This is a genomic window from Pedobacter sp. B4419 (assembly GCF_059693725.1).
The window spans coordinates 1461155-1483083 of the sequence record NZ_JCASSL010000002.1; the positions used below are offsets into that span (position 1 = coordinate 1461155).

Here is a 21929-nt window from a genome sequence, read left to right on the forward strand (position 1 = left end):
TACTTTTATTAAAAAGAATCTTGTTATTTATTAAGGTGTTGGTACTGTGTAAAAGTTATCTCAAAATGTAGCAGTAAATAACTTATCACATACTTACCAACATTTATCATGCATTTTATTTTTAACTAAGGCTTGATTTTCAGTGCAGTATTTTTAGACCTATAAATTTATCAATATTAAAATGTGTATTCTTAACAGGTGTGTAAAAAGTTAATAAACTGAACAAAGTTGCTCAAAAATTACGCAAAAGATTGTGTCGAATTGCCATTTTACCTTAGCTTTAAACATTCAAAAATAGTTGTTGGTTTTATTTATACACTCTACTAACACTAATGTTGATATTGTTAACAATAGTTAGAATAACGTTAATTTAATGAGGAAAGTAGATTTTTTGGTAATAGGATCGGGCATTGCCGGATTGAGTTTTGCCTTAAAGGCCGCACAATATGGTAAGGTACTGATCGTAACCAAATCCAATGAAGACGAATCCAATACCAAATATGCACAAGGTGGTGTAGCAGTGGTAGTTGACGAGTCTGATTCGTTCGAAAAACACATAGAAGATACTTTAATTGCAGGTGATGGATTGTGCGACGAAAAGATCGTAGAAATTGTAGTTAAAGAAGGTCCGCAACGGATACAAGAGATTATAGATTACGGGATTAACTTCGATAAAAACACTTCAGGCTTCTTTGATTTGGCTAAGGAAGGCGGACATTCGGAACACCGCGTATTACACTATAAGGATATCACCGGATACGAAATAGAGAGTGTTTTATTAAAGCAGATTCACGAGAATAAGAACATAGAGATATTAACACATTACTTCTGTTTGGAGCTGATCACCCAACATCACTTGGGTGTGCATGTGGATAAGAGCAGTGAAGATATCAACTGTTATGGTATATATGCCTTTAATACAGAGCTTAACGATGTGGAAAAGATATTGGCAAGTGTAACTGTAATGGCATCGGGTGGTGCAGGCCATGTGTATTCTACTACCACCAATCCGGTAATTGCCACTGGCGATGGAATGGCAATGGTGTATCGTGCAAAAGGTAAAATAAGAAATATGGAATTTATCCAGTTCCATCCAACTGCATTATACAACCCTGGCGAATATCCTTCTTTTCTGATTTCTGAAGCTGTTCGCGGTTTTGGTGGGGTGTTGAGAAGAAGAAATGGCGAAGAATTTATGTACGAATACGATAAGAGAGGATCATTAGCCCCTCGCGATATCGTAGCACGTGCCATAGATGCAGAAATGAAAAAATCAGGTGATGATTTTGTATATCTAGATATCACCATGAGGAAAAAGGCAGATATCCTGACTCATTTTCCAAATATTTATGCCAAATGCTTGTCAATTGGTATAGATATGACCAAAGACCTGATCCCGGTTACGCCAGCAGCGCATTACATGTGTGGAGGTATTATGGTTGACGAATATGGAAAATCGTCGATCAATAATTTATATGCCTGTGGAGAAGTGTCATCAACAGGATTGCATGGCGCTAACCGATTGGCTTCCAATTCTTTATTAGAGGCTACGGTTTTTGCACACAGGATCTTTGTATCGGCTATTGAAAACTATCAAAAAAATGTAATTCCTGAAAATATTCCCGATTGGGATGCACATGGCGTAACCCAGTCTAACGAAGATATTTTGGTGACTCACAACTTGCGCGAAACTCAGAAAATAATGAGCGATTATGTAGGTATCGTGCGTTCGGATTTTAGGTTGGATAGGGCAATGCGACGTTTATACCTGCTTTTTGAAGAAACCGAAGAGTTTTATAAGGCAAATAAAGTTTCTGTTAAACTCTGTGAATTGCGCAATGTCATTCAGGTAGCCTATATGATTATCAAATCGGCTAAAGCCAGAAAAGAAAGTAGGGGATTACACTACACAACAGATTATCCAAACCATGCCAATCAATTGGTTGATACGGTTATTTAGTTTTCAGTTAACATTAGGGCAATAAAACAGTCTCATATCTCACATCTCAATATTCATATCTAAAGAAAATGCCAGTTATTTTACCAGTTAAAGATATCCACCCTAAATGGGGCGAAAATAATTTTATTGCACCGAATGCCACTATAGTTGGCAATGTAAGTATGGGCGATAATTGTTCGGTGTGGTTCAATGCAGTAATTAGGGGCGATGTAAATACCATCACCATTGGCAATGATACCAATATCCAGGATGGTGCTGTAATTCATGCTACTTACCTGAAAGCCAGTACACATATCGGAAATAGGGTTTCTGTTGGCCACAATGCCATTGTGCATGGTTGCGAGGTAAAAGACCATGTTTTGATTGGGATGGGTGCCATTGTAATGGACCATGCAGTAATTGAAGAATTCTGCATCATTGCAGCTGGAGCAGTAGTTTTAGAAAACACGATTTGTGAAAGCGGCTTTCTTTATGCCGGTACACCTGCAAAAAAAATAAAGCCTCTTACCGATGAGCAAAAGGCTTTATTAAAAAAATTGCCAGATAATTATATCATGTATTCAGATTGGTTTAGGTAATCAATCTTTTGGAATAATAAGTTCTTCGTTTCTATCCCAATTGGCTTTGATCGAAAGTTCCTTCGGACCATACCAGATCTTTTCAGGCTGGATGCCTTTAAGCACATCACCGGTATCCCAAACACCATTTTTATTCACATCATAAATGATTCTGGCGAAATAAATACCCTGCTTGTATTTGGTAAAAGTGATGGTTTTTGAACTGTTAATGCTTTCACTATAAACCACTTGCTCCTTTTTCTCGTTAACCAATTGCAGGATATAGCTCTTGCTGGTATCCTCAACGGTAACTTTTAGGCCCAAAGTTCCATAATCGTCAGTGCTGGCCAGTTTAAAAGTCTTTCTTATTTCCTTGTTTTTGGCATTGAAAATAGCCGTTACTGCACCTTCGCCAAAGACTAAAATATATTCTTCTTTTGGCTTCCATTTATAGGTAAAGTTATAGGAGAGGAGGTCGGTACTGTCTTTGGTCATTGTAAAACCCTTGCGTGGTATAGAGTCTTCTAATAATGTAATCTTATCAAGATCAATTTTATCTATAGGGAAGTTAAAATGAAGCTTTAAAGGCTTATATGGGTTTAATGCACCTGATTCTAGGTTATCTGTAACCTGGATAGTTCGTGTATAAGTGTCTCTTTTTCCACGTGTAAACCGCTCGGTAGACAGTACTTTTCCTTGATCCTTGATGGCAACTTTAACCGAATCAAAGCTCAAATCAGCAAGCCAAAGCTTAACCGAATCATTGGTTTTGTTGAACTGTATTTTCTTATTCAGATCTACATTCGCAGGTTCTACAACAGTCAGTTCTGGCTTTTTCAATTGCTGGTTAAAGACCAGGTTAATACTTCCATCATTGTTCAGTTTTCTGTCTAAAACCCTAAAGGTTGGAGCCAATTCTTTAAATACCTGTAAATTGATACTGTCGAGATTAGTCTTGTCCAATACGATAGGATCTTTAATAAATCCGATCTCATCGCTTAGCTGCTGGTAAATCCGATCTCCGCCTTTTTCTTTCAGGGCATAAATTTTATAAGAACCTTTTTTAAGATTTTTTAATTGGTAATTGCCGCTGCTATCAGTGGTGGCGAAAATAGAAGGTTTCTTTTTGCCAAATAAAGTATCACGTTCCAAAGGAAAAATAAAAACAGTTGATTCTATTTCTGGTGCACCGGTCAGTGAATTTTTTACCTTGCCACTAATGCTCAGCGAATCGAGGGTAGGACCGGTAGAAAAAACGTAAGTGAAATTCTTAATGGCATTGCCTTCGTTCACATCGGTTATGGCCTTGCCAAAATTTAAGGTATAAGTTGTATTTTTTTCTAAGCTGTCTTGAAGCGAAATTTCCAAGCGCTTTAATTTTGCTTTTAAGATTGGCGGTTTCTCTTGTTCTGGAGAAATTGAAAATTCTTTAAACTCATCTGCTAATTTGATGTACTCGTCAAATTCGATCACAATTTTCTTCGCTGTAAAATTGGTGGTCAAATCTTTCGGCTCCATTTTTAAAACCTTCGGCGGAGTCTTGTCCCTTGGTCCGCCTTCTGGCGTGCGCATAGTTGCACAACCCAAAATTAGGGAAGTTAAGAAAAGAGCCAGGTACAAAAGCTGTTTTTTTGAGGACGTCTCGTTTTTTGGCATTTATATGAGTTCTGTTGAATTAAACCTCTTTTTGGAACGATAATATTAAAAAACTCTAAAAGTTGCTGATATCGCTTTAAAATAGGCTTGTTATTTTTTAATTAAACGGTTGATTATCAATGAATTTACGATTATTTGGAAATATGAACCATTAAAACCGAAATATCTGAAGGAGAAACGCCAGAAATGCGAGAAGCTTGCCCTAAAGTACGAGGTTTAATTTTCAATAATTTTTCACGGGCTTCTTTCGAGAGCGAAACGAGTTTGTTGTAATCGAAATCTGGGTTGATGGATTTGTCTTCCATCTTCTGCATTTTGCTTACAATTTCGTTTTCTTTTTCAAAGTAGCTTTCGTACTTGATTTTAATTTCTGCCTGCTCAACGGTCTCCTGCTCAAAGGTATTTAAAAGTTGATCAAAAGCCGGACTTACTTTTCTGATATCTTCAATTCCTACCTGTGGCCTGCTCAACACGTTGAACAATTTTACATTTTGGTTTAAAGGTGCTGTTCCCAAACTTTCCAATAATTCGTTGGCCTCGCTCATCTGTACGCCTTGGTCTTTGGTAAAGGCAACGATGGCATCGGAGTTAGCTACTTTTTCATTAACGATGGCTAGGCGTTCGTCACTGATCAATCCCAATTGATGCGCGATAGGGGAGAGCCTGATATCAGCATTATCTTGTCTCAGCAACAGGCGATGTTCAGCCCTCGAAGTAAACATGCGATAAGGTTCTTCGGTACCTTTGGTTACCAAATCATCGATCAAAACACCAATATACGACTCAGAACGCTTCATAATCAGCTCATGGGCATCATTTACCTTTTGATGGGCATTGATTCCAGCGATAAAGCCTTGACTAGCAGCCTCTTCATATCCAGTTGTGCCATTAATTTGGCCTGCAAAGAACAAATTACTGATCAGTTTGGTTTCAAGTGTTAAAGAGAGCTGGGTTGGCGGAAAATAATCGTATTCGATGGCATAACCAGGCCTAAACATCTTGGCATTTTCGAAGCCAGGAATTTGGGTAAGAGCTTTATATTGCACATCTTCTGGAAGGGAGGTAGAGAAACCGTTTACATAAATCTCACAGGTATTCCAACCCTCAGGCTCTACAAAAATCTGATGTCTTTCGCGCTCTGCAAAACGGTTGATTTTATCTTCAATAGATGGACAATAACGAGGACCCAGACCTTTGATCCGACCAGTAAACATAGGCGATTTTTCAAAGCCTTCTTTCAAGGTTTCGTGCACTTCACTATTGGTATAAGTAATCCAGCAACACCGTTGATCTTTGGGTAATTCTACATTGGTAAAAGAAAATCGACCTGGATTTTCATCACCCCATTGTTCTTCCATTAATGAATAATTCAGCGATCTTCCATCAACACGGGGAGGAGTGCCGGTCTTCATTCGGCCAGCTTCAAAGCCCAATTCGGTCAATTGCTCGGTTAATCCTGTTGCTGCTTTTTCTCCAGTACGACCGCCACCAAATCTTTTTTCGCCCACATGGATGATTCCATTTAAAAAAGTACCATTAGTTAGCACTACAGCTTTACCATAAATTTCTACCCCAAGTGCAGTTTTAACACCAACAACGGTATTGTTTTTGATCAATAAACTGCCCACCATTTCCTGCCAAAAATCAACATTTGGTGTTCTTTCTAGAGCTAATCGCCACTCTTCGGCAAACCTTTTTCTGTCGTTTTGCGTACGCGGGCTCCACATGGCTGGGCCTTTCGATTTATTGAGCATGCGGAATTGAAGAGTAGTCTTGTCGGCAATAATACCCGAATAGCCACCCATGGCATCAATCTCTCTTACAATTTGCCCCTTGGCCACGCCACCCATAGCTGGGTTACAACTCATTTGCGCTATGGTTTCCATATTCATGGTAACCAATAATACAGAGGAGCCGAGGTTGGCAGCGGCAGCGGCAGCTTCGCAACCAGCATGGCCGGCGCCCACAACAATTACATCGTATTCTTTAAACATCTATATATTTTTGTGTTTCACGTGGAACAGTACAAAACTAGTCAAAATTCGAGTAGAAATTTTCTTTGTTTCACGTGGAACTTTTCTTTTTTGAAATAATTTAACCAAGGGATAAAGAGCGCGAAAGCGCTCTAAAGCCTAATTTGTTTTTTCTGAAAGCTCAATCCAGCGCTCCATATGCTGATTCAGTTGTTCCGTTAATTTTTCGATTTCATCGGAAACCTCTTGAATTTTTAAATAGTCGACACTATCAATACTGTTTAGTTTTTGAGTTAACTCGGCTATTCTGTTTTCCTTTTCCGACATGGCAAGCTCAGTGTCTTCCAATTCTTTTTGTTCTTTAAAGCTTAATTTTTTAGCAGGGGCAAGAGGGGTTGAAGTGTTTTCTGGTTTAGTCTTCTTTGGTGTATTATCCTTTGCAGTTTCTAAACTCAACCTGTGTTCAGAATAATTTCCATTATAGATTGTCACTTCTCCGTCTCCTTCCATGATAAATAACTGCTCGCTCATTTTATCCAACAAGTACCTGTCGTGTGAAACCAAGATCAATACACCAGGAAAATTTTCTAAAAACTCTTCCAACACGTTTAAGGTGTCAATATCCAAATCGTTTGTCGGCTCATCCAAAATCAAAAAGTTTGGATTTTGCATCAAGACTTTCATCAAGTGCAAACGCTTCTTTTCACCACCGCTTAATTTCTCTACCAAGCCATGCTGTTTTTTTGGAGGGAATAAAAACAAAGTCAATAGGGCAGAAGCCGAAATGGTTTGTCCATCCGCCATCTTGATAAATTCGGCATCTGATTTTACAATATCAATTACACGTTCTTTTTCATTGAAAGCCAAACCACCTTGTTTGTAATAACCATAAACTGTAGTCTCGCCCACATCTACTTTTCCTTTTTCTGGTTGCAGGTGATTAGTGATGATGTTCAGCAAAGTTGATTTGCCGGTTCCGTTTTTGCCGGCTAAGCCAATGCGATCTCCCCGCTTAAAAGTATAAGTGAAGTCATTGATGATTTTCTTTTCTCCAAAAGATTGGCCAATATGTTCCAATTCTAAAATCTTGCCTCCCTGTCTAGACATCTTTACATTCAGCGTTACTTTCTGATTGTCGGAACGCTGTTTGGTTTTGTCTTCCAGATCGTAAAAGGCATCTATGCGAGAACGCGATTTTGTGGTACGGGCAGCGGGCATACGGCGCATCCATTCCAGTTCTTTCTTCAAAAGATTTTTATTCTTTTGGAAAGTGCTTTCGTCAGCCATTTCCCTTTCGGCTTTCTTTTCTAGGAAGTAGGCATAATTGCCGTTGTAATTAAAGATTTTTCCTCTGTCGAGTTCTACGATCGTATTGCAGACGTTGTCTAAAAAATAACGATCGTGGGTAACCAAAAGAATGGTTTTGCTCCCTGTAGTCAATAATTTCTCTAGCCATTCTATCGTGTCGATGTCTAAATGGTTGGTCGGCTCATCTAACACGTAAATCTCAGGATCTTCGATTAACAATTTAGCCAAAGCCAAACGCTTTTTCTGTCCACCAGACAAAGTATTTATTTTTTGTTGCAGGTGATTAATGCCCATTCTGCTCAAAATCGTTTTGATCTGGTGCTCATATTCCCAAGCATTATGCTCGCTTAATTCGCCATATAAGTGATTGAGCTTTTCTTCGTTAGGATGCTCTTGCTCAATTAACTCTTCATATTCTCTGATCAGTTGCTGTTGCTTATTGTCCATAGAGAAAATAAAGTCGCTAATTGAATAGCCTTCCGGAAAAACAGGTTCCTGATCAAGGAATCCGATCTTCACAGATTTGTTCTTAACGATCTTGCCTTCCAGCGGTTCGAAGCGTTCGGCCAGTAATTTTAAAAGGGTGCTTTTACCGGCGCCGTTAATGCCAACCAACGCTACGCGCTGCCCGGCGTTGATGCCCAGTGTTAGGTTTTTGAAAAGCCATTCTTGATGGTAGCCATGGCCAAGGCCTTCTGCTGCAATTAGTGTACTCAAAGTCTTTTGTAACGGTTTATCGGATTAAAAATTGCTGCAAAAGTAATCAATAAAATCGGCCTATGGTGCTGATAATGATTGTTATGGCTAAATAGGAGGCATGAGTGACAAAATGGAGGTTAAATCTGTATTTTAGGGCAGCGGTTCCAATCATGAAAAAAGACGAAAACACATTTGTTGAAGATCTGGCGAATAGCTTCCCCGAAATAAGGGATGAGGTTTTGGATGAAGATTATGAGGGTTTACTTGTTTTACAGGTAGCTTGCTTTACAAGGTTTATACAAAAAGCGATTAATATTGGAGATTTAGCAACAATCGATAGGTGCTTTGATTTCTTTTCCAAAAACTTTGGAAATGTAGTTTTTAAAGTTGAGAACTCTTTGGTGCTTTCTTGTTTGGGGAAATTGGATTTTAGTAATAATCCTAACGCAGAAAGAAGGTTGCCGATTAAATTGCAGACAATATTGAAAGAGCTGAAAATGCAAAGATAGATATGATTTGCTAAGTTAAATGACACTCAAAATGAAGATAGACTTAAATAAAATAGAAGAAATGATCGCCATAATTCTCAAAGCATACAGAGAGGTTAACGGTAACGAAATAGAAATACAAAACGACTATTATTGGAGCTTCGATGATAAAGAGATTTATGATGTACTAAATGAGCCAAAAGACTTTTCCATCGGTCAATTGACGGATGATTGGCAAACGCTTTTAAATACTTTTAGATCAGACGATTTGGTACCATACGATTTGCAAAGAATAGCACAGATTATGAATGCATTAAGTATCGAAAAACCGGTATGCTAACTAAACAGGAAAAATCAAATAGGCTTTAATGATGACAGAATTTTATAAGCAGATCTTCTGGGAAAAGGATAAAAGGTATTCATTGATCATCGAAGATGATGGAAATGTGGCCTACGCTTACTTAATGTTGGAAAATGAAATTATTGGCGATGTATGGCTTTATAATCAGGCACCGACACCACAGCAGACTATTTGGAAAAAGGAAGGCACGCCTTTCTTAAACCCTCAGGAATTTGTTAGGAAAAATATTAAGCCTATTATTAGTGATGATATTATTGAAATTGAATGGATTTCTTCTGGTGATATGCAATTAGATAAAGCAAAAATCTTTATCGAAAAAAGGCTGACAGCTGTTATTAGCCCTAGAACAAACCCCGGATGGTAGGCACTTGTTAAAAAGAACGGTCCATTGGCTAAGTTGTTTGAAAAGTAGTTTAGGAACAATAATTTTTACATGAAAAGATTTTGGTTTGAATTTAGTTTTGAAGAAACGTAATCAAAAATTAAACATCGACATATTCGTAAAAAAATATTGGAATGAAGAAGACACATTGTTCTATCTTCATTTCCGAAACGGAGAATCCGTTAGACAAATTGAAATAAGGCCAAACAGAAGGCTGTTTTTGGACGCAGAGAACCCCGATGATTATTTATTGTTGTATGATCAATAGCTCGAAGAACTCGACTTAGAAGAAGCAGATTTTATTGCACAAAAGGAATTTGATAAGGCTTGGGAAGAGCAATAAAAAAGCTTCACTACCTGAAACAAGTCTCAGGATTCAATAGCGTTTTCTCCCAGATTCCTTCGAGTCTTCTTCGAGAAAACTGCGTTTTTGGGCCTGTTTATCGAACAAGAGTCGAAGAACACCCGAAGAAACCCCTATTTAGACTGACATTAACAGGCCGTTCAAGACATTGTCGGACATTGATTATCCTCTTTTCCATCTTCAATTTCATATCCCTTCCCTCTTACCTTTTCCGTCTTCCATTAACCTTCACGCCGAATCTCTCCAAAACCCACACAAAAACCAGACATAAAGGTCCTATTTGCTGAATCGTAATATCCTTCCAAAACGTATGTTCGTCCTGAGATTCCATATGTTCGTCCTGCGAAAACTACTATTGGGCCAAAAATTTTTTTTATTGGAAAAGGCTTTCTAAATTGGCGGTACCTACTATTACCATTTAAATTACGCTTATGCTCAAAAAATGTATCTCATTCTGCCTTGCGCATCGATATAGGCTTTTTCGCCCAAATACTTTCCTCCAACACACAAACTTATCTTAACTAATTGTCTTAACGACTCTATTTTGCTATGAGAAAGATTTTATTTTTCTGTTTCATGCTTGGCAATGCAATTTTTCAAGCCAATGCACAAAGCCCATTGATCCGTACAGACCTTATTCCGGCTTCGCCTAATGCAGGAAGCATTACTAAGGTTGGGGATATCCCTATGAATATCTCTACGGGATTACCCTCAGTATCCATCCCTATATTTAACATAAAGGGAAACGATTTGGAATTACCCATTTCACTCAACTATAACTACGATGGCTTTAAGCCTGCAATTACAGGAAGCTGGGTAGGCTGGGGCTGGAATTTAGAAGCCGGAGGCGTAATTACCAGACAGATCAGAGACAAGGTAGATGGTACCATGCCTAACAACAAAAACTATAGCGATCCAGATATACAGGCCGCGATTCGAAGCCCAGCCGCGGCAAGCCAAGATTTTTTGAGAGCAGCAGGCAGTAATTATGATTTAGAACCAGATTTATATAGTTTTAGTTTTCCTGGTTATTCAGGTAAGTTTATTATCTATAAAGACAAATTCTATATATTTCCAAGCCAAAAGCTCAAAATCGCAGGAGGTGTGGGCGGTTTCGTCATTACAACAGAAAACGGAACCAAGTATTACTTCGATGTAATTGAAACATCAAATCCTAAAGGAACACCCAATGCAACCTATCAGTTGCCATCAACTTATACTTCTTCTTGGTATCTTTCTAAAATAGAAAATGCTACCAGCAATGAAATGATTTTGCTTGACTATGTTTCTGACGGGAAATTGGCAAACAATGGGTCTTACACCCAAAGCTATAAAAAAGATATCAATGTATTTGCCGACACCTATCCAGGCCCACCAAGCGTTTCCTATCCAACTTACGTAAACACGCTTCGCCTCAGCTCGATTTCTTCAGAAAAATATACAGTTTCTTTTTTGCCTGGTGCTACTAGGCTTGACGTGACTCAGGAATCGGGATCGCCGTCAAAGGCTTTGGGGCGCATTGAGGTTTCCAGCAAAACAGGAATAGTTAAAAAATTCAAATTGAATCAGGCTTTCATAGGAAGCGCGTATGTAAAATACCTGATGCTCAATTCGATACAAGAATGTCCTATTCCCCCAGCCGTAGATGAGCCAGTAATACCTACTGATACATTAACCCATGAATTTGAATACGAAGGTCTAGATGCTGTGCAAAAAAACATTGCCTATGTTGATCATTATGGCTTTTATACTGGGAATGGTGAATTTAGCAGCATGCTCATTCCAAACATTTATCATAGCAGCGGTGCCGATAGAACTCCTAATATCAATGGAACCAAGCAAGGGGCTATGACAAGAATAATCTATCCTTCTGGCGGTTCTACCGTTTTCAACTATGAATTAAATGATATTGCTAATTATGCCTATGACGTGGATCAGTATACGGTTAGCGCAAGTGTTAATAGGCCACAAGTTGGTACAAATCCTCAGTATGCAAACGGTTCACAGCCGATTACAATTAATGAAACCCAAAATGTAACAATTAATGTGTCAAGAACGCCATATAGCGAAATGGGAGATGGGTTTACCCACAACCTGGTTAACGATTTTGAAATCAGCAATTCATCAGGAGTTGTTTTCTATGGCATGATTGGTCGTGAGGCAAATAATTCTGGAGAAAGCTTTACAACCACACTAAGCCCAGGCACTTATTACCTCAGCATTGCAGCCGATTATAGAGAAGCCTATATTTCAGCTTACCTTACCTACACCAAGTTAACCAACAGGCCTGCCCCACCTAAACCGGCTGGTGGTTTGCGTTTAAAAAGTACATTTACTTATCCTCAGGCAGGGCCCGCGCTACAAAGAGAATACAGCTATAAAGGTACTAATGGCTTTTCTACTGGGGTGGCCCCTTCTGATACTTACGACATGAAGCCTTTTCATGAAGTAAGGATTACTCCGGCATGGGGTGGAGATCCTGGCGCCTATGAAATAAAAGATTATTATTACAATATTTTCTCTTCTTATATTGCCGAAAGCCCAACTACAGGTTTGCCACATTATTATACCTCGGTATTCGAAAAGCAGGTTTCGGGGACAGATACCCTATTAACCCGCCATGATTTTAAGGCACTTAATGGAAGCTTTATGGGTAATGTGCCTACAAAGGTAACCCAATTCAGAAGAAACATGGCTAATGCCTTGGTCCCTGCAAGCACCAAGAGCTATCAATACGTTGAGGTACAAGACAGTATTTTCAGAGGCATCAAACCTTACCAAACTATGCAGGTAAACCAAAGCGCAGGTTATTGGAGCGGCCCGTTAGACGAATATGATTACAACGAAAACTGGAGTTATCAAGGCTGGAAATACCTCAAAAGCACACGCGATGTGGTTTATGAAGGCGCAGACTCGTTGGTAACCGTAAGCACCAATACCTATGACCAGAACCGGAACCTGGCCTACACCACAACAAGCAATTCGAATGGTGATATCATCGTTTCTAAATTCAAATACCCCGAAAGCTATGTAAGTGGCTTTGGCAACTTATTGAATGCCCATGTGATTAGTCCGGTTATTGAGCAACAGACTTGGAACAAAAACAGCAGTGATTCTGTGCTGGTATCGGCCTCTATTACCGAATATTCCAATACTAATTTCAAACCTATTAAACAGCACCTGTTGAGCATAAGAGGCCTCAACTCATTGAACAACGAATCTAAAACAGGGTTGCTATATAATAATCTGTTTAGCGATACGCGTTACGAAGAACGAGCGAGTTATGCCTATAACAATACAGGGAGGTTAATTAGTCAAAAATTAGTCGGAGGCATACCTACTTCTTACCAATGGGGTTATGCTTCGATTATACCGTTTGGTTATCCTAGCGCAGGACAAATGAATTATCCTATTGCGGAAGTCAAAAACGCATTGCCAACAGAGTTTTATCATGAAAACTTTGAAGAGCATGGTTCAGCAAGCAGTGGCAATGCCCATAGTGGTGATAAATTTTATAGTGGCGATTTTAGCCTGAGCTGGCCATTGCCATCTGGTACAGCTAGAAATTTTGTAGTAAGTTTCTTTTACCTTTCGGCAGGCAAGTGGCAGTATAAGACACAGCCTTATACTGGCGCGGTAACCTTAAGCGACGGCGATGCGATTGACGACGTGTCGATTTATCCTGTCGATGCGCAGCTCAGTTCTTACACTTATTTCGATGGTATTGGTAACCGCTCAGTTATTGATACCAAGGGAAATACAACCAGTTACCAGTTTGATAAGCTTAACCGCTTGGAAAATGTATTTGACCAAGACGGAAATATTATTAAAAATTACAAATACAACCAAGGAAAGGGCAATGCACTGTATTACAATACGGCCCAAAGCAAAAGTTTTACCAAAAATGATTGTACAGGGGGCTTATTGGGTTCAGCTGTTGTTTATACCATTCCTGCAAACCTTTATTCTTCTACCGTTAGCCAAGCCGCGGCAGATGCCCCAGCCATAGCTGCATTAAATAGCGGGGGACAAACCTATGCCAATGCCAATGGCATTTGTGAAGTTCCCGTTGCCGTCAATTTTTTCGACGAAACAGCGCCATTCTATAGTGGTGGGCCTAAATCTGGAAGAATTATTAGCCTTGTTTTTAAAAATGCCAGCGGCGATGTGCTTTATACTTTTAATGAAAGTCAAGTAATCGCAGGAATTAATGTTCCAAAAGGAACTTACAATATAACTGCGAGTATTTTTGGCGAGATCTACGATTTTAACTCAGGTTTAGGTTGGGCTTTATTTTCGATCACCACGCCTACAAATTTCTATTACTTTAACAATACGTTGGCCGGAACATACAATCTTTCTAATGTTGTACTTGATTCGAGCTCGGCAACATTTTATCTAGGTTCAAGCATATTCTAAATTAAGACATGACAGCGAAAAAACACCTCCAATTAGTTGCCCTATTTGCAACCTTGTTCGTTGCCCGAGCAACAGCACAACAGCAGCTTACTTTAAGTGGCTATACTGGCCAATCGCTTATTTCTGCAAAGAATAGCATCACCTTAACTGATGGATTTAATGTTCCTTTTGGCAATAACCTGCGCATCTTTATTTCTGGACAGGACTGCAACCCCTTGAGTACCGCGCCCAGCAATAGCCGTAACTATGTACTTGCCAGAACCTTTAAAGTACCCGGCGTAAATATAAATAACCTGAATAGCAGCCGTACGGCCTGCGAAGAAAGCCAGACAATCCAGTACTTTGATGGTTTAGGGAGGCCCTTGCAAAGCATCAGCATTGCGGCAAGCCCTAGCGGAAAAGACATTGTGTCTCATATCATTTACGACGGCTTTGGCAGAGAATCTGTTAAGTACCTGCCATATGCAGATCAGACATCGGGCGATGGCAGTTTTAAAACCGATCCCTTAACTAGTCAACCAGCCTATTATGGAAATAGCAGCTGGGATGTGGCTGTGGTTAAAACACCGTACCCTTTTAGCAAGACGGTTTTTGAAGCTTCGCCTATTGGTCGGGTATTGGAACAGGGTGCGCCAGGGACTACTTGGCAGCCTACCGATGCGTCTATTGCTGGATCTGGACACACGGTTAAGCCTGGCTACGGCTTTAATATGGCCGACGAAGTGCGTTTGTGGATAGTCAACGCTTCTGGCGCTTCGAGCATTGCCAATTATGACGCTAACAAATTAGTAAAAACCATTGGCAGAGACGAAAACTGGAGCAGCGGCAAGGCAGGAACAGCCGAAGAATTTAAGGATATGTTGGGTCGGGTAGTGCTCAAAAGAATTTGGGAAAGCGAAAGCGTAGCACTCAATACCTATTACGTTTACGATCGCTATGGAAGCCTGGCCTATGTAATCCCTCCAGCTGTTACGGCAACCAGTTTTACCGAAGCCGACGCCATATTTAAGAACTACATCTACGGCTACCATTACGATGGGCGCAGCAGGTTAACCGAAAAGAAGATTCCGGGCAAGGGCTGGGAGTATATCGTGTACAACAAGCTAGACCAGGTGGTGTTGACTCAAGATAGTGTTCAACGCATAAATGGACAATGGTCTTATGTAAAGTATGATGCCTTGGGCAGGACGGTCATTACCGGCATCATAGCAAGCACAGCCAATAGGGTTTCCTGGCAGGCCAGCACAGATTCGCAAAGCTATCTATGGGAAGTAAGGGAGAGCAACGCGGGGACAGACTATACAAACAATGCAATTCCCACAACTAACTTTTCGAAAGCAGGCGTATTCAGCTACTATGATGACTACAACTTCCGCAATATGGGATCGGTTTACCCCGCTACATCAACGGCGAGCAGCAGGACAAGGGGACTGCCTACAGGCACAAGGGTATATCACGACGACGGAATAGCCTCAGAATGGACATTAACCTATTATGACGAAGACGGACGCGTAAAGGAAACCATAGCCGACAATCATCTCGGAGGCACGGATAGGGTGACAAATACCTGGAACTTTGCCGACGAACTGGTAGCCAGCACCAGGGTACATACCGTAGGTAGCAATACCACGACCATTGCCAATGGCTACGAATACGACCACGCGGGGCGTAAAGTGTTGACCAAAGAGAACATCAACAGCCAGGGCGAAGTTACTTTGAGCCAAATGGCCTACAACGAAATAGGCCAGCTAAGAGAGAAAAAACTGGCCAATGGCCTGCAGAGCACGGCCTATACTTATAACGAACGCAGCTGGCTTAAAAGCGCTACCAGCGGAGAGTTCAGCACAGCCCTCAAATATGAAGATGGAAGCCTGCCACAATACAATGGCAATATTGCCAACCAGCAGTGGGGTTCCAGCTGGAGCTTTCCCAATGCCTATACCTATGATTATGACAAGCTGAACCGCTTGAAAAGCGGTACCAGTTCGGGCATTGCCATGAGCGAAACCCTGACCTATGATGTAATGGGCAATATTGCTACTTTGAACCGTGACGGCAGCACCGGTACCTACAGCTATACGGGCAACCAGCTCGATGGCGTAAGTGGAGGAACCATGGCTACAGGCCTGTATGGCTATGACGGCAACGCCAATGCTGTTACCGACGGCCGAAACAGCGTTACATTAACCTACAATTACCTCAACCTGCCGATCAGTGCGACAAAGAGTGGCCTGAGCCTGAGCTACATCTACGATGCCACCGGAGCAAAGCTCAAAAAAGTAAACAGTAGCACTGGTACAACTACAGACTATATAGACGGCATCCAATACCTGAACGGCACAATAGACTTTATCCAGACCGAGCAGGGCATTGCCAAAAACAATGGAGGCACCTACACCTACAATTACAACCTGACGGACAACCTTGGAAATGTGCGCTATACTTTCGATATTTATGGAGGCGCCGTACGCAGATTGCAGGAGGACAACTACTACCCTTTTGGCTTGAGAAAATCTGCAGGCAGTCCGGTATCGTTGGATAACAGGTACCTGTACAACGGCAAGGAGCTGCAGGACGAACTGGAACAGTATGACTACGGCGCAAGGTTCTATGATCCTGTGATTGCAAGGTGGAATGTGGTTGATCCTTTGGCGGAGAAGGGAAGAAGATGGTCACCATATAATTATACATTTAATAATCCGATTAGATTTACAGATCCTGATGGAATGTGGCCAGGCCCAGACCCCGGGTTTTTGAGTAGGCTTTGGAATACAGCAGTAAGCTCAGCTAAGGCTCAATATCAGGCAATGTATAAAGGGGTTACCAGTCTCCCCTCTAAGATAAGGGGTTTGGCGGATAAATCTCCTGGCGAATTAGCGCAGTCATACGGTAGGAATTACCTTAAAATATTGCCTGTCACCCATGTTGTTAACTATGTTAAAGACGAAATTAGTGGTGTTAAAGCATTAGTTAAAGGCGATGCAGAAGCCCTTGGTAATATTGCTGGAAAAAATTTTGCTAATGCAAGTGTTAATGCTGCAGTTCAAGGTATCGGGGTTGGGATAGGTAAGGGAGTAATTGCTTTTCGAGGCGCTTCTTCAGAAATAGAAACAATAACTTTATATAGAGGAGTTAATGAGAGCCATCCAGGATTTTCTGCAGCGAATGAAGGGGTCGCTACAGCTCGTGGTGGAGCGGCAACAGCGGCTGAGCACAATGCTGGGAATACGGCTAGTGATTTTACATCTTGGACAACTGATCCTGATGTCGCTTTAAATTATGCACTAAGACCAAATAACTCAGGCGTTGTAATGGAGGTTACCGTACCAACAACAAGCACTGTAGCTAGCCCTAGTCTAAAAAATGTACTTTTAAAACAAGGGGGAGGTGTCGTAAACGAGTCGGAAGTTTTGTTAAAAAATGTTACAGGCGCAAAAGTTAAAAAAGTAAATTAATAATGTATGGAAAATTTTCCGAAATTGACTGATAAGCAGGTTGCGCTATTGAGAGCTGACATAAATACAGGTCACGTAATGGATGATAAGCTTGAGTTGGCTATTAGGGATGATCAAAAGGTGTATACTCTTTTTGATGACGTTGAAAAAGCCTTGCTTTATGCAAGAACTCTTATTTTACAAGATAAAACGGTTGAATGCGTAATCTATTCAGATGAAAGTAAAATACTTCATCACTTAGATTATGAAAATGTGAGATTATAAACAGATTTAAACTAATTGATCTCCTAAATCTAGCGTAAAAGCCTCGGATCAAGTCCGGGATCAATAAAAACAAAAAGCACCCCGATTTATCGGGGCGCTTTTCATGATAGCTACATCAAAATTATTCCTCTTCAGTTTGTGCATAAATCAATATGCCAGAAAGAATGATGTCTTCGATGTTTTTTGATGAGGAGCGCAATTTGAAGGTGTTTTTTCATCATTAAGTTTTTAATTTTCCAATACAAACATAATAAATGCCCAACCTAATTCAAGTTAAACTTCTCTTGGTTTACTTTCATGGCATTTGAGGCAAAGATGATCGACACGATGAGAACGCCGATGACAATGGCCAAGGCGAACTGAACGGCAGAATAGAACTGGCTTCCGGTTAGGATGGCTTTCGATTCGCTCATCAGTTCATTGCCGATCTTGGTTTGGATCTGCGTGAGGGCAAGCAGCTGAGTCGAAACCTGTGCATAGGATTTTTTGGCCAATTCCAGGTCTAGAGGACTTGCGGTATTCCCTTGGATGCGTTTTTCTATCGCCCTGCTTTGTTGCAAGCTGTTTTTAAGACTCTGCAGGTGGCTCTTTTCGCTGGTAACCAAAAAGGTTTTGGCATACTTGTTCAATAACGAGTCGATACTTCTGTCTATCTTAGCCGATTGCTGTTGGCCCGCAGGCGTATGTTGCGCCACGTTGCTGGACAGTAAATGTCTTTTGGCATGGATTTGCTCCGCCACGAAAAATAAATCGGTAGCGGGCACCAAACGGTCGTTGTACATCGACACAAAAGAATTGCCCATGTCCTTGATGCTCCTGTCCTCCAACAACCTGATCAAAATGGTGCAGGCCATAATGCAGAAAAGCAAAAGGGCAATCTTGGTTTTTTGTTTAAGCGAATAGGAAAATTTCATGGCCATTTGGTTTTAGGAGGTTGGAAACAAAATAGCTAAAGATACGCATTATTTGGCGCAAAGCATTTGACCAAAATAGCAGGCACAAAAAAAGCGGACATCCATCCGCTTTTTTTACTTAACTAAACTAAAAACTAAACTAAATTTATGATGGATTATGAATTTTATAGGGTAAACAAATCAGCTGTAGGCATCTCGTTAACTGTAGCCACTTTAGCAATTGCGATGTTTTGCGATTGGATGTTAGTGCTTTCTGCAGCAAACTGATCCATATTTACTTTGGCTACGCTACCCATTGTGGCATTGTAGGCCGAAGTAGAACCAGCTAAGGTTAAGTTAGCTTGTCCGCTCAAGTTGCTGTTCAAGTTAATGGTGTTGGTGTTTAAATTTGCAACAGCGCTGTCTTTAAGGTTAACATCTAAGCTCAAAGCGCTGAATTTGCCATAAGTGCTTACTTTTGCATTATCTGAAGCAGTGATCGATGACAAGTTGCTTACATAAACCACAACCGTTAACATTTCTTTGTTGAAAGAGCTGATGCGCAGCTCGCCGTCTTTTTGTTGTACCAATGCATTTTTTGCATAATAGTTGTCGTACACCTTTACGCTTTCGTTAGGGCTTTGTACCAAGATTACTTCAACGTTACCTGATACATTGATTTTGTTTACTTTTTTAACTTCCGATAATACAGTTACCGTATTGTTGTCGGCGGCTTTAACAGTTGAAGCAGCAGTTGTTGATAATATTGCAGTTAATGCGATGGCCAAAGTTTTGATAGCAGTTTTCATATTTTTATTTTTTTAAAATCTTGTAATTGTTATTTTTTGTTTTCTTTTTTTGAACCGCCCCTATCAGGCTGGTTTCGTAAATAAGACTGCAAGAATTTAAAAAGGTTGCACGGGATATGCCCGTATTATACCAGCGAGGAGTAACTCTCGACGAACGCCTGTAATTTTTCGACCAACGGGCATTAAATTTTTCGAAGAAAAGACAGGAATGAGAAATAAAAGCAGAGACAATTGTCAAAGAAATGTCTTTGTTAATCAGTTGCTTAGCAGATAAAGGTTAGGATGGCTTAGACCTTAAGCATCCGGCATGCCCTGTTTTATAACTATATAAGGAAGGACAATTAAGATAGATTTGTTTTCTGGGATAGAATATCAGCTCTGTGGGCCTATGTTCCTCTGTGGTTAATTTTTTCCTCCCCCAACCCCCTCCAAAGGGGGACAGCAATGCGCCTAGGTCATGAGCATAAGCCCCTTTACGTGACTATGTTCCTATGTGGTTAAAATTTCCTCCCCCAACCCCCTCTAAAGGGGAACAGCAATGCGCCTAGGTCATAAGCATAAAAATAAAAACTAGCTAAGATGTTTAAGGCGGGGCCATGCCTAATATGGTTAATTTAATGTAGCTTAAGGCATTTTTTGAATCTGGAAGCCCCTTTATGTGACTATGTTTCTATGTGGTTAAAATTTCCTCCCCCAACCCCCTCCAAAGGGGATAGCAATGCACCTAGGTCATGAGCATAAAAATAAAACTACCTAAGATGTTTAATGCGGTGCTATGCTTAATAAAAGAAGTACAAAAGGCATTCTTTGGATTTAAAAAAAGAAAAGCCCAAATTTATCCAAACCTAAATCCCCTCTATGCCTAATTTCAAACGCCGAGAATTTTTAAAGCTTTCCACGTTGTCGTCATTGCCTTTGTTGGCAGCTTCAGTTCCGATCAATGCCTTTGCTAACCCAACCAATCAGCCATCAAAAGATTCGGAAGCAGTTTATTTCATCAACGACGGCATTTTTTATCGGCCGGAAGATTTCATTGCCAAGTTAGGAGAAATCAACGCGGCCAAACCTATAGAAAGGGATAGTTATGCAGAAGGGGGCGACATGGAAAAGCTGCTCAAAAAGTTTGTGGAAATTACCGGAAAGGAAGCCGCGGTATACCTTCCAACGGGAACATTGGCCAATCAATTAGCCATTAATGTACTATGTGGCCCGAATAATACCAAGGCTTTTGTTCAGGAGACCAGCCATGTTTACCGCGATGAAGGCGATGCCGCACAAACTCTTTTTAACAAGAGACTGATTCCTTTAGCTACTGGCAAAGCGCATTTTACTTTGGAAGAATTGAAACAATCCATCGCTTACCATAAAGAGGGTGAATATTTTGTTGGCGGTGTAGGGGCGGTGTCTATCGAAACACCGGTAAGAAGATGCGACGGCCAATTTTTTCCTTTAGAAGAAATCAAGAAAATTTCGGCCTATTGCAAAGAACAGGGTTACAAAATGCATTTGGATGGCGCCAGATTGCACATGGCTACCGCATTTACCAATTCCACGGTAAAGGAATATGCATCTTATTTCGATACGGTTTACCTCTGCCTTTATAAATACCTGGGCGCTACGGGAGGCGCCGTTTTATGTGGCGACAAGGCTTTGATAGACCAAATGCATCACCTGATCAAAATCCATGGAGGGGGCATTTTTACCAATTGGCCAAGCGCCGCCATCGCCCTGCATCATTTGAATACGATTGCCGACGACATGGAAAAAATCAAGGCCAAAGCAAAAGAACTGTTTGTTTTATTAAACGGATTGAAAGGCATAAAGGTAAATGCCCTTAACAATGGGACCAATCTTTTTAACGTATCTCTAGAGAAAGGGTTGGATGCAGAAAAACTGAGCAAAAGGCTCAGGGGCCAGCATAACATTGTATTTGGATTGCCCAAAGAAGACGGCTTTGTAAAGATAAAGGTCAATTTAACGTTATTGAGAAGAGAGAACCAACTGATTTACGAAGCATTTAAAGAGGCAATCGCTTTTGCAAAAGCATAGAGATGGAAGATTAACCGCAAAGAGCGAAGGTTTCGCAAAGAAAAGAAGGTTTTAGTTAATAGACCATGGTTTATAGTTGATGGTTTACTGGGAATAACAAAAGCTGTAAACTATGATGCCTATGTTCCTAAAGTGGTGAAAATTAAGAAAACGCCTAATCTCAAAAGCGTAATTTTGCAAAAATCATCCTTTGTGACCATTGTGCATTTGGTTAACTAAAGTTTAAACCCTAACGTAAAAAATACAGTCTTAAAAAGGCGAAAATTCAGAATTAGATTTTACATTTGCTTTT

14 protein-coding genes are annotated in these 21929 nt (G+C 40.4%); 9 read left to right on the plus strand and 5 right to left on the minus strand.

The genetic code is table 11. The features are described from left to right. Positions 1-373: 373 nt before the first annotated feature. On the plus strand, positions 374-1960 hold the full coding sequence (gene nadB, locus AC570H_RS17770; protein WP_497357296.1) for an L-aspartate oxidase: 1587 nt from the start codon (positions 374-376) through the stop codon (positions 1958-1960). Positions 1961-2028: 68 nt separating this feature from the next. Beyond that, a complete protein-coding gene (locus AC570H_RS17775) occupies positions 2029-2538 on the plus strand; it encodes a gamma carbonic anhydrase family protein (protein ID WP_497357298.1) in 510 nt (169 codons plus the stop codon). Here AC570H_RS17775 and AC570H_RS17780 read toward each other — a convergent pair whose 3' ends face one another. The 3 genes from AC570H_RS17780 to AC570H_RS17790 form a co-directional block, all read right to left on the minus strand. Further along, positions 2539-4173, minus strand: a complete 1635-nt coding sequence (locus AC570H_RS17780) for an Ig-like domain-containing protein (protein WP_497357300.1) — start codon at positions 4171-4173, stop codon at positions 2539-2541. It lies immediately after the preceding gene. Between the two features lie 131 nt (positions 4174-4304). Continuing rightward, a complete protein-coding gene (mnmG, locus tag AC570H_RS17785; protein WP_497357302.1) occupies positions 4305-6167 on the minus strand; it encodes a tRNA uridine-5-carboxymethylaminomethyl(34) synthesis enzyme MnmG in 1863 nt (620 codons plus the stop codon). 138 nt (positions 6168-6305) lie between these two features. After that, positions 6306-8171 carry an ABC-F family ATP-binding cassette domain-containing protein gene (locus AC570H_RS17790; RefSeq protein ID WP_497357304.1) on the minus strand — a complete coding sequence of 622 codons (1866 nt, stop codon included), beginning with the start codon at positions 8169-8171 and terminating at the stop codon, positions 6306-6308. A gap of 152 nt (positions 8172-8323) precedes the next feature. Between AC570H_RS17790 and AC570H_RS17795 the strand changes: the two genes are divergently transcribed. The 6 genes from AC570H_RS17795 to AC570H_RS17820 all read left to right on the plus strand — a co-directional run bounded on the left by AC570H_RS17795 (position 8324) and on the right by AC570H_RS17820 (position 17886). Further along, a complete protein-coding gene (locus AC570H_RS17795) occupies positions 8324-8662 on the plus strand; it encodes a DUF7674 family protein (RefSeq protein WP_497357306.1) in 339 nt (112 codons plus the stop codon). Between the two features lie 31 nt (positions 8663-8693). Further along, entirely contained in the window at positions 8694-8981 is a 288-nt protein-coding gene (locus tag AC570H_RS17800) for a hypothetical protein (protein ID WP_497357308.1), read from the plus strand. A gap of 28 nt (positions 8982-9009) precedes the next feature. After that, positions 9010-9366 carry a hypothetical protein gene (locus AC570H_RS17805; protein ID WP_497357310.1) on the plus strand — a complete coding sequence of 119 codons (357 nt, stop codon included), beginning with the start codon at positions 9010-9012 and terminating at the stop codon, positions 9364-9366. 931 nt (positions 9367-10297) lie between these two features. Beyond that, positions 10298-14167 carry a DUF5977 domain-containing protein gene (locus AC570H_RS17810; protein ID WP_497357312.1) on the plus strand — a complete coding sequence of 1290 codons (3870 nt, stop codon included), beginning with the start codon at positions 10298-10300 and terminating at the stop codon, positions 14165-14167. 8 nt (positions 14168-14175) lie between these two features. Further along, positions 14176-17622: a DUF6443 domain-containing protein gene (locus AC570H_RS17815; RefSeq protein ID WP_497357314.1), complete on the plus strand. Its 3447-nt coding sequence runs from the start codon at positions 14176-14178 to the stop codon at positions 17620-17622. Between the two features lie 6 nt (positions 17623-17628). Further along, positions 17629-17886, plus strand: coding sequence for a hypothetical protein (locus tag AC570H_RS17820; protein WP_497357316.1), 258 nt, complete (start codon positions 17629-17631; stop codon positions 17884-17886). 263 nt (positions 17887-18149) lie between these two features. Here the strand turns inward: AC570H_RS17820 and AC570H_RS17825 are convergent, their stop codons facing one another. Then, positions 18150-18800 carry an MCP four helix bundle domain-containing protein gene (locus tag AC570H_RS17825; RefSeq protein WP_497357318.1) on the minus strand — a complete coding sequence of 217 codons (651 nt, stop codon included), beginning with the start codon at positions 18798-18800 and terminating at the stop codon, positions 18150-18152. 164 nt (positions 18801-18964) lie between these two features. Then, positions 18965-19588, minus strand: coding sequence for a GIN domain-containing protein (locus AC570H_RS17830; RefSeq protein WP_497357320.1), 624 nt, complete (start codon positions 19586-19588; stop codon positions 18965-18967). An 858-nt stretch (positions 19589-20446) separates the two neighbouring features. Between AC570H_RS17830 and AC570H_RS17835 the strand changes: the two genes are divergently transcribed. After that, complete coding sequence (locus AC570H_RS17835) at positions 20447-21637, plus strand: threonine aldolase family protein (protein WP_497357322.1); 1191 nt, start codon at positions 20447-20449, stop codon at positions 21635-21637. Positions 21638-21929: the final 292 nt, after the last annotated feature.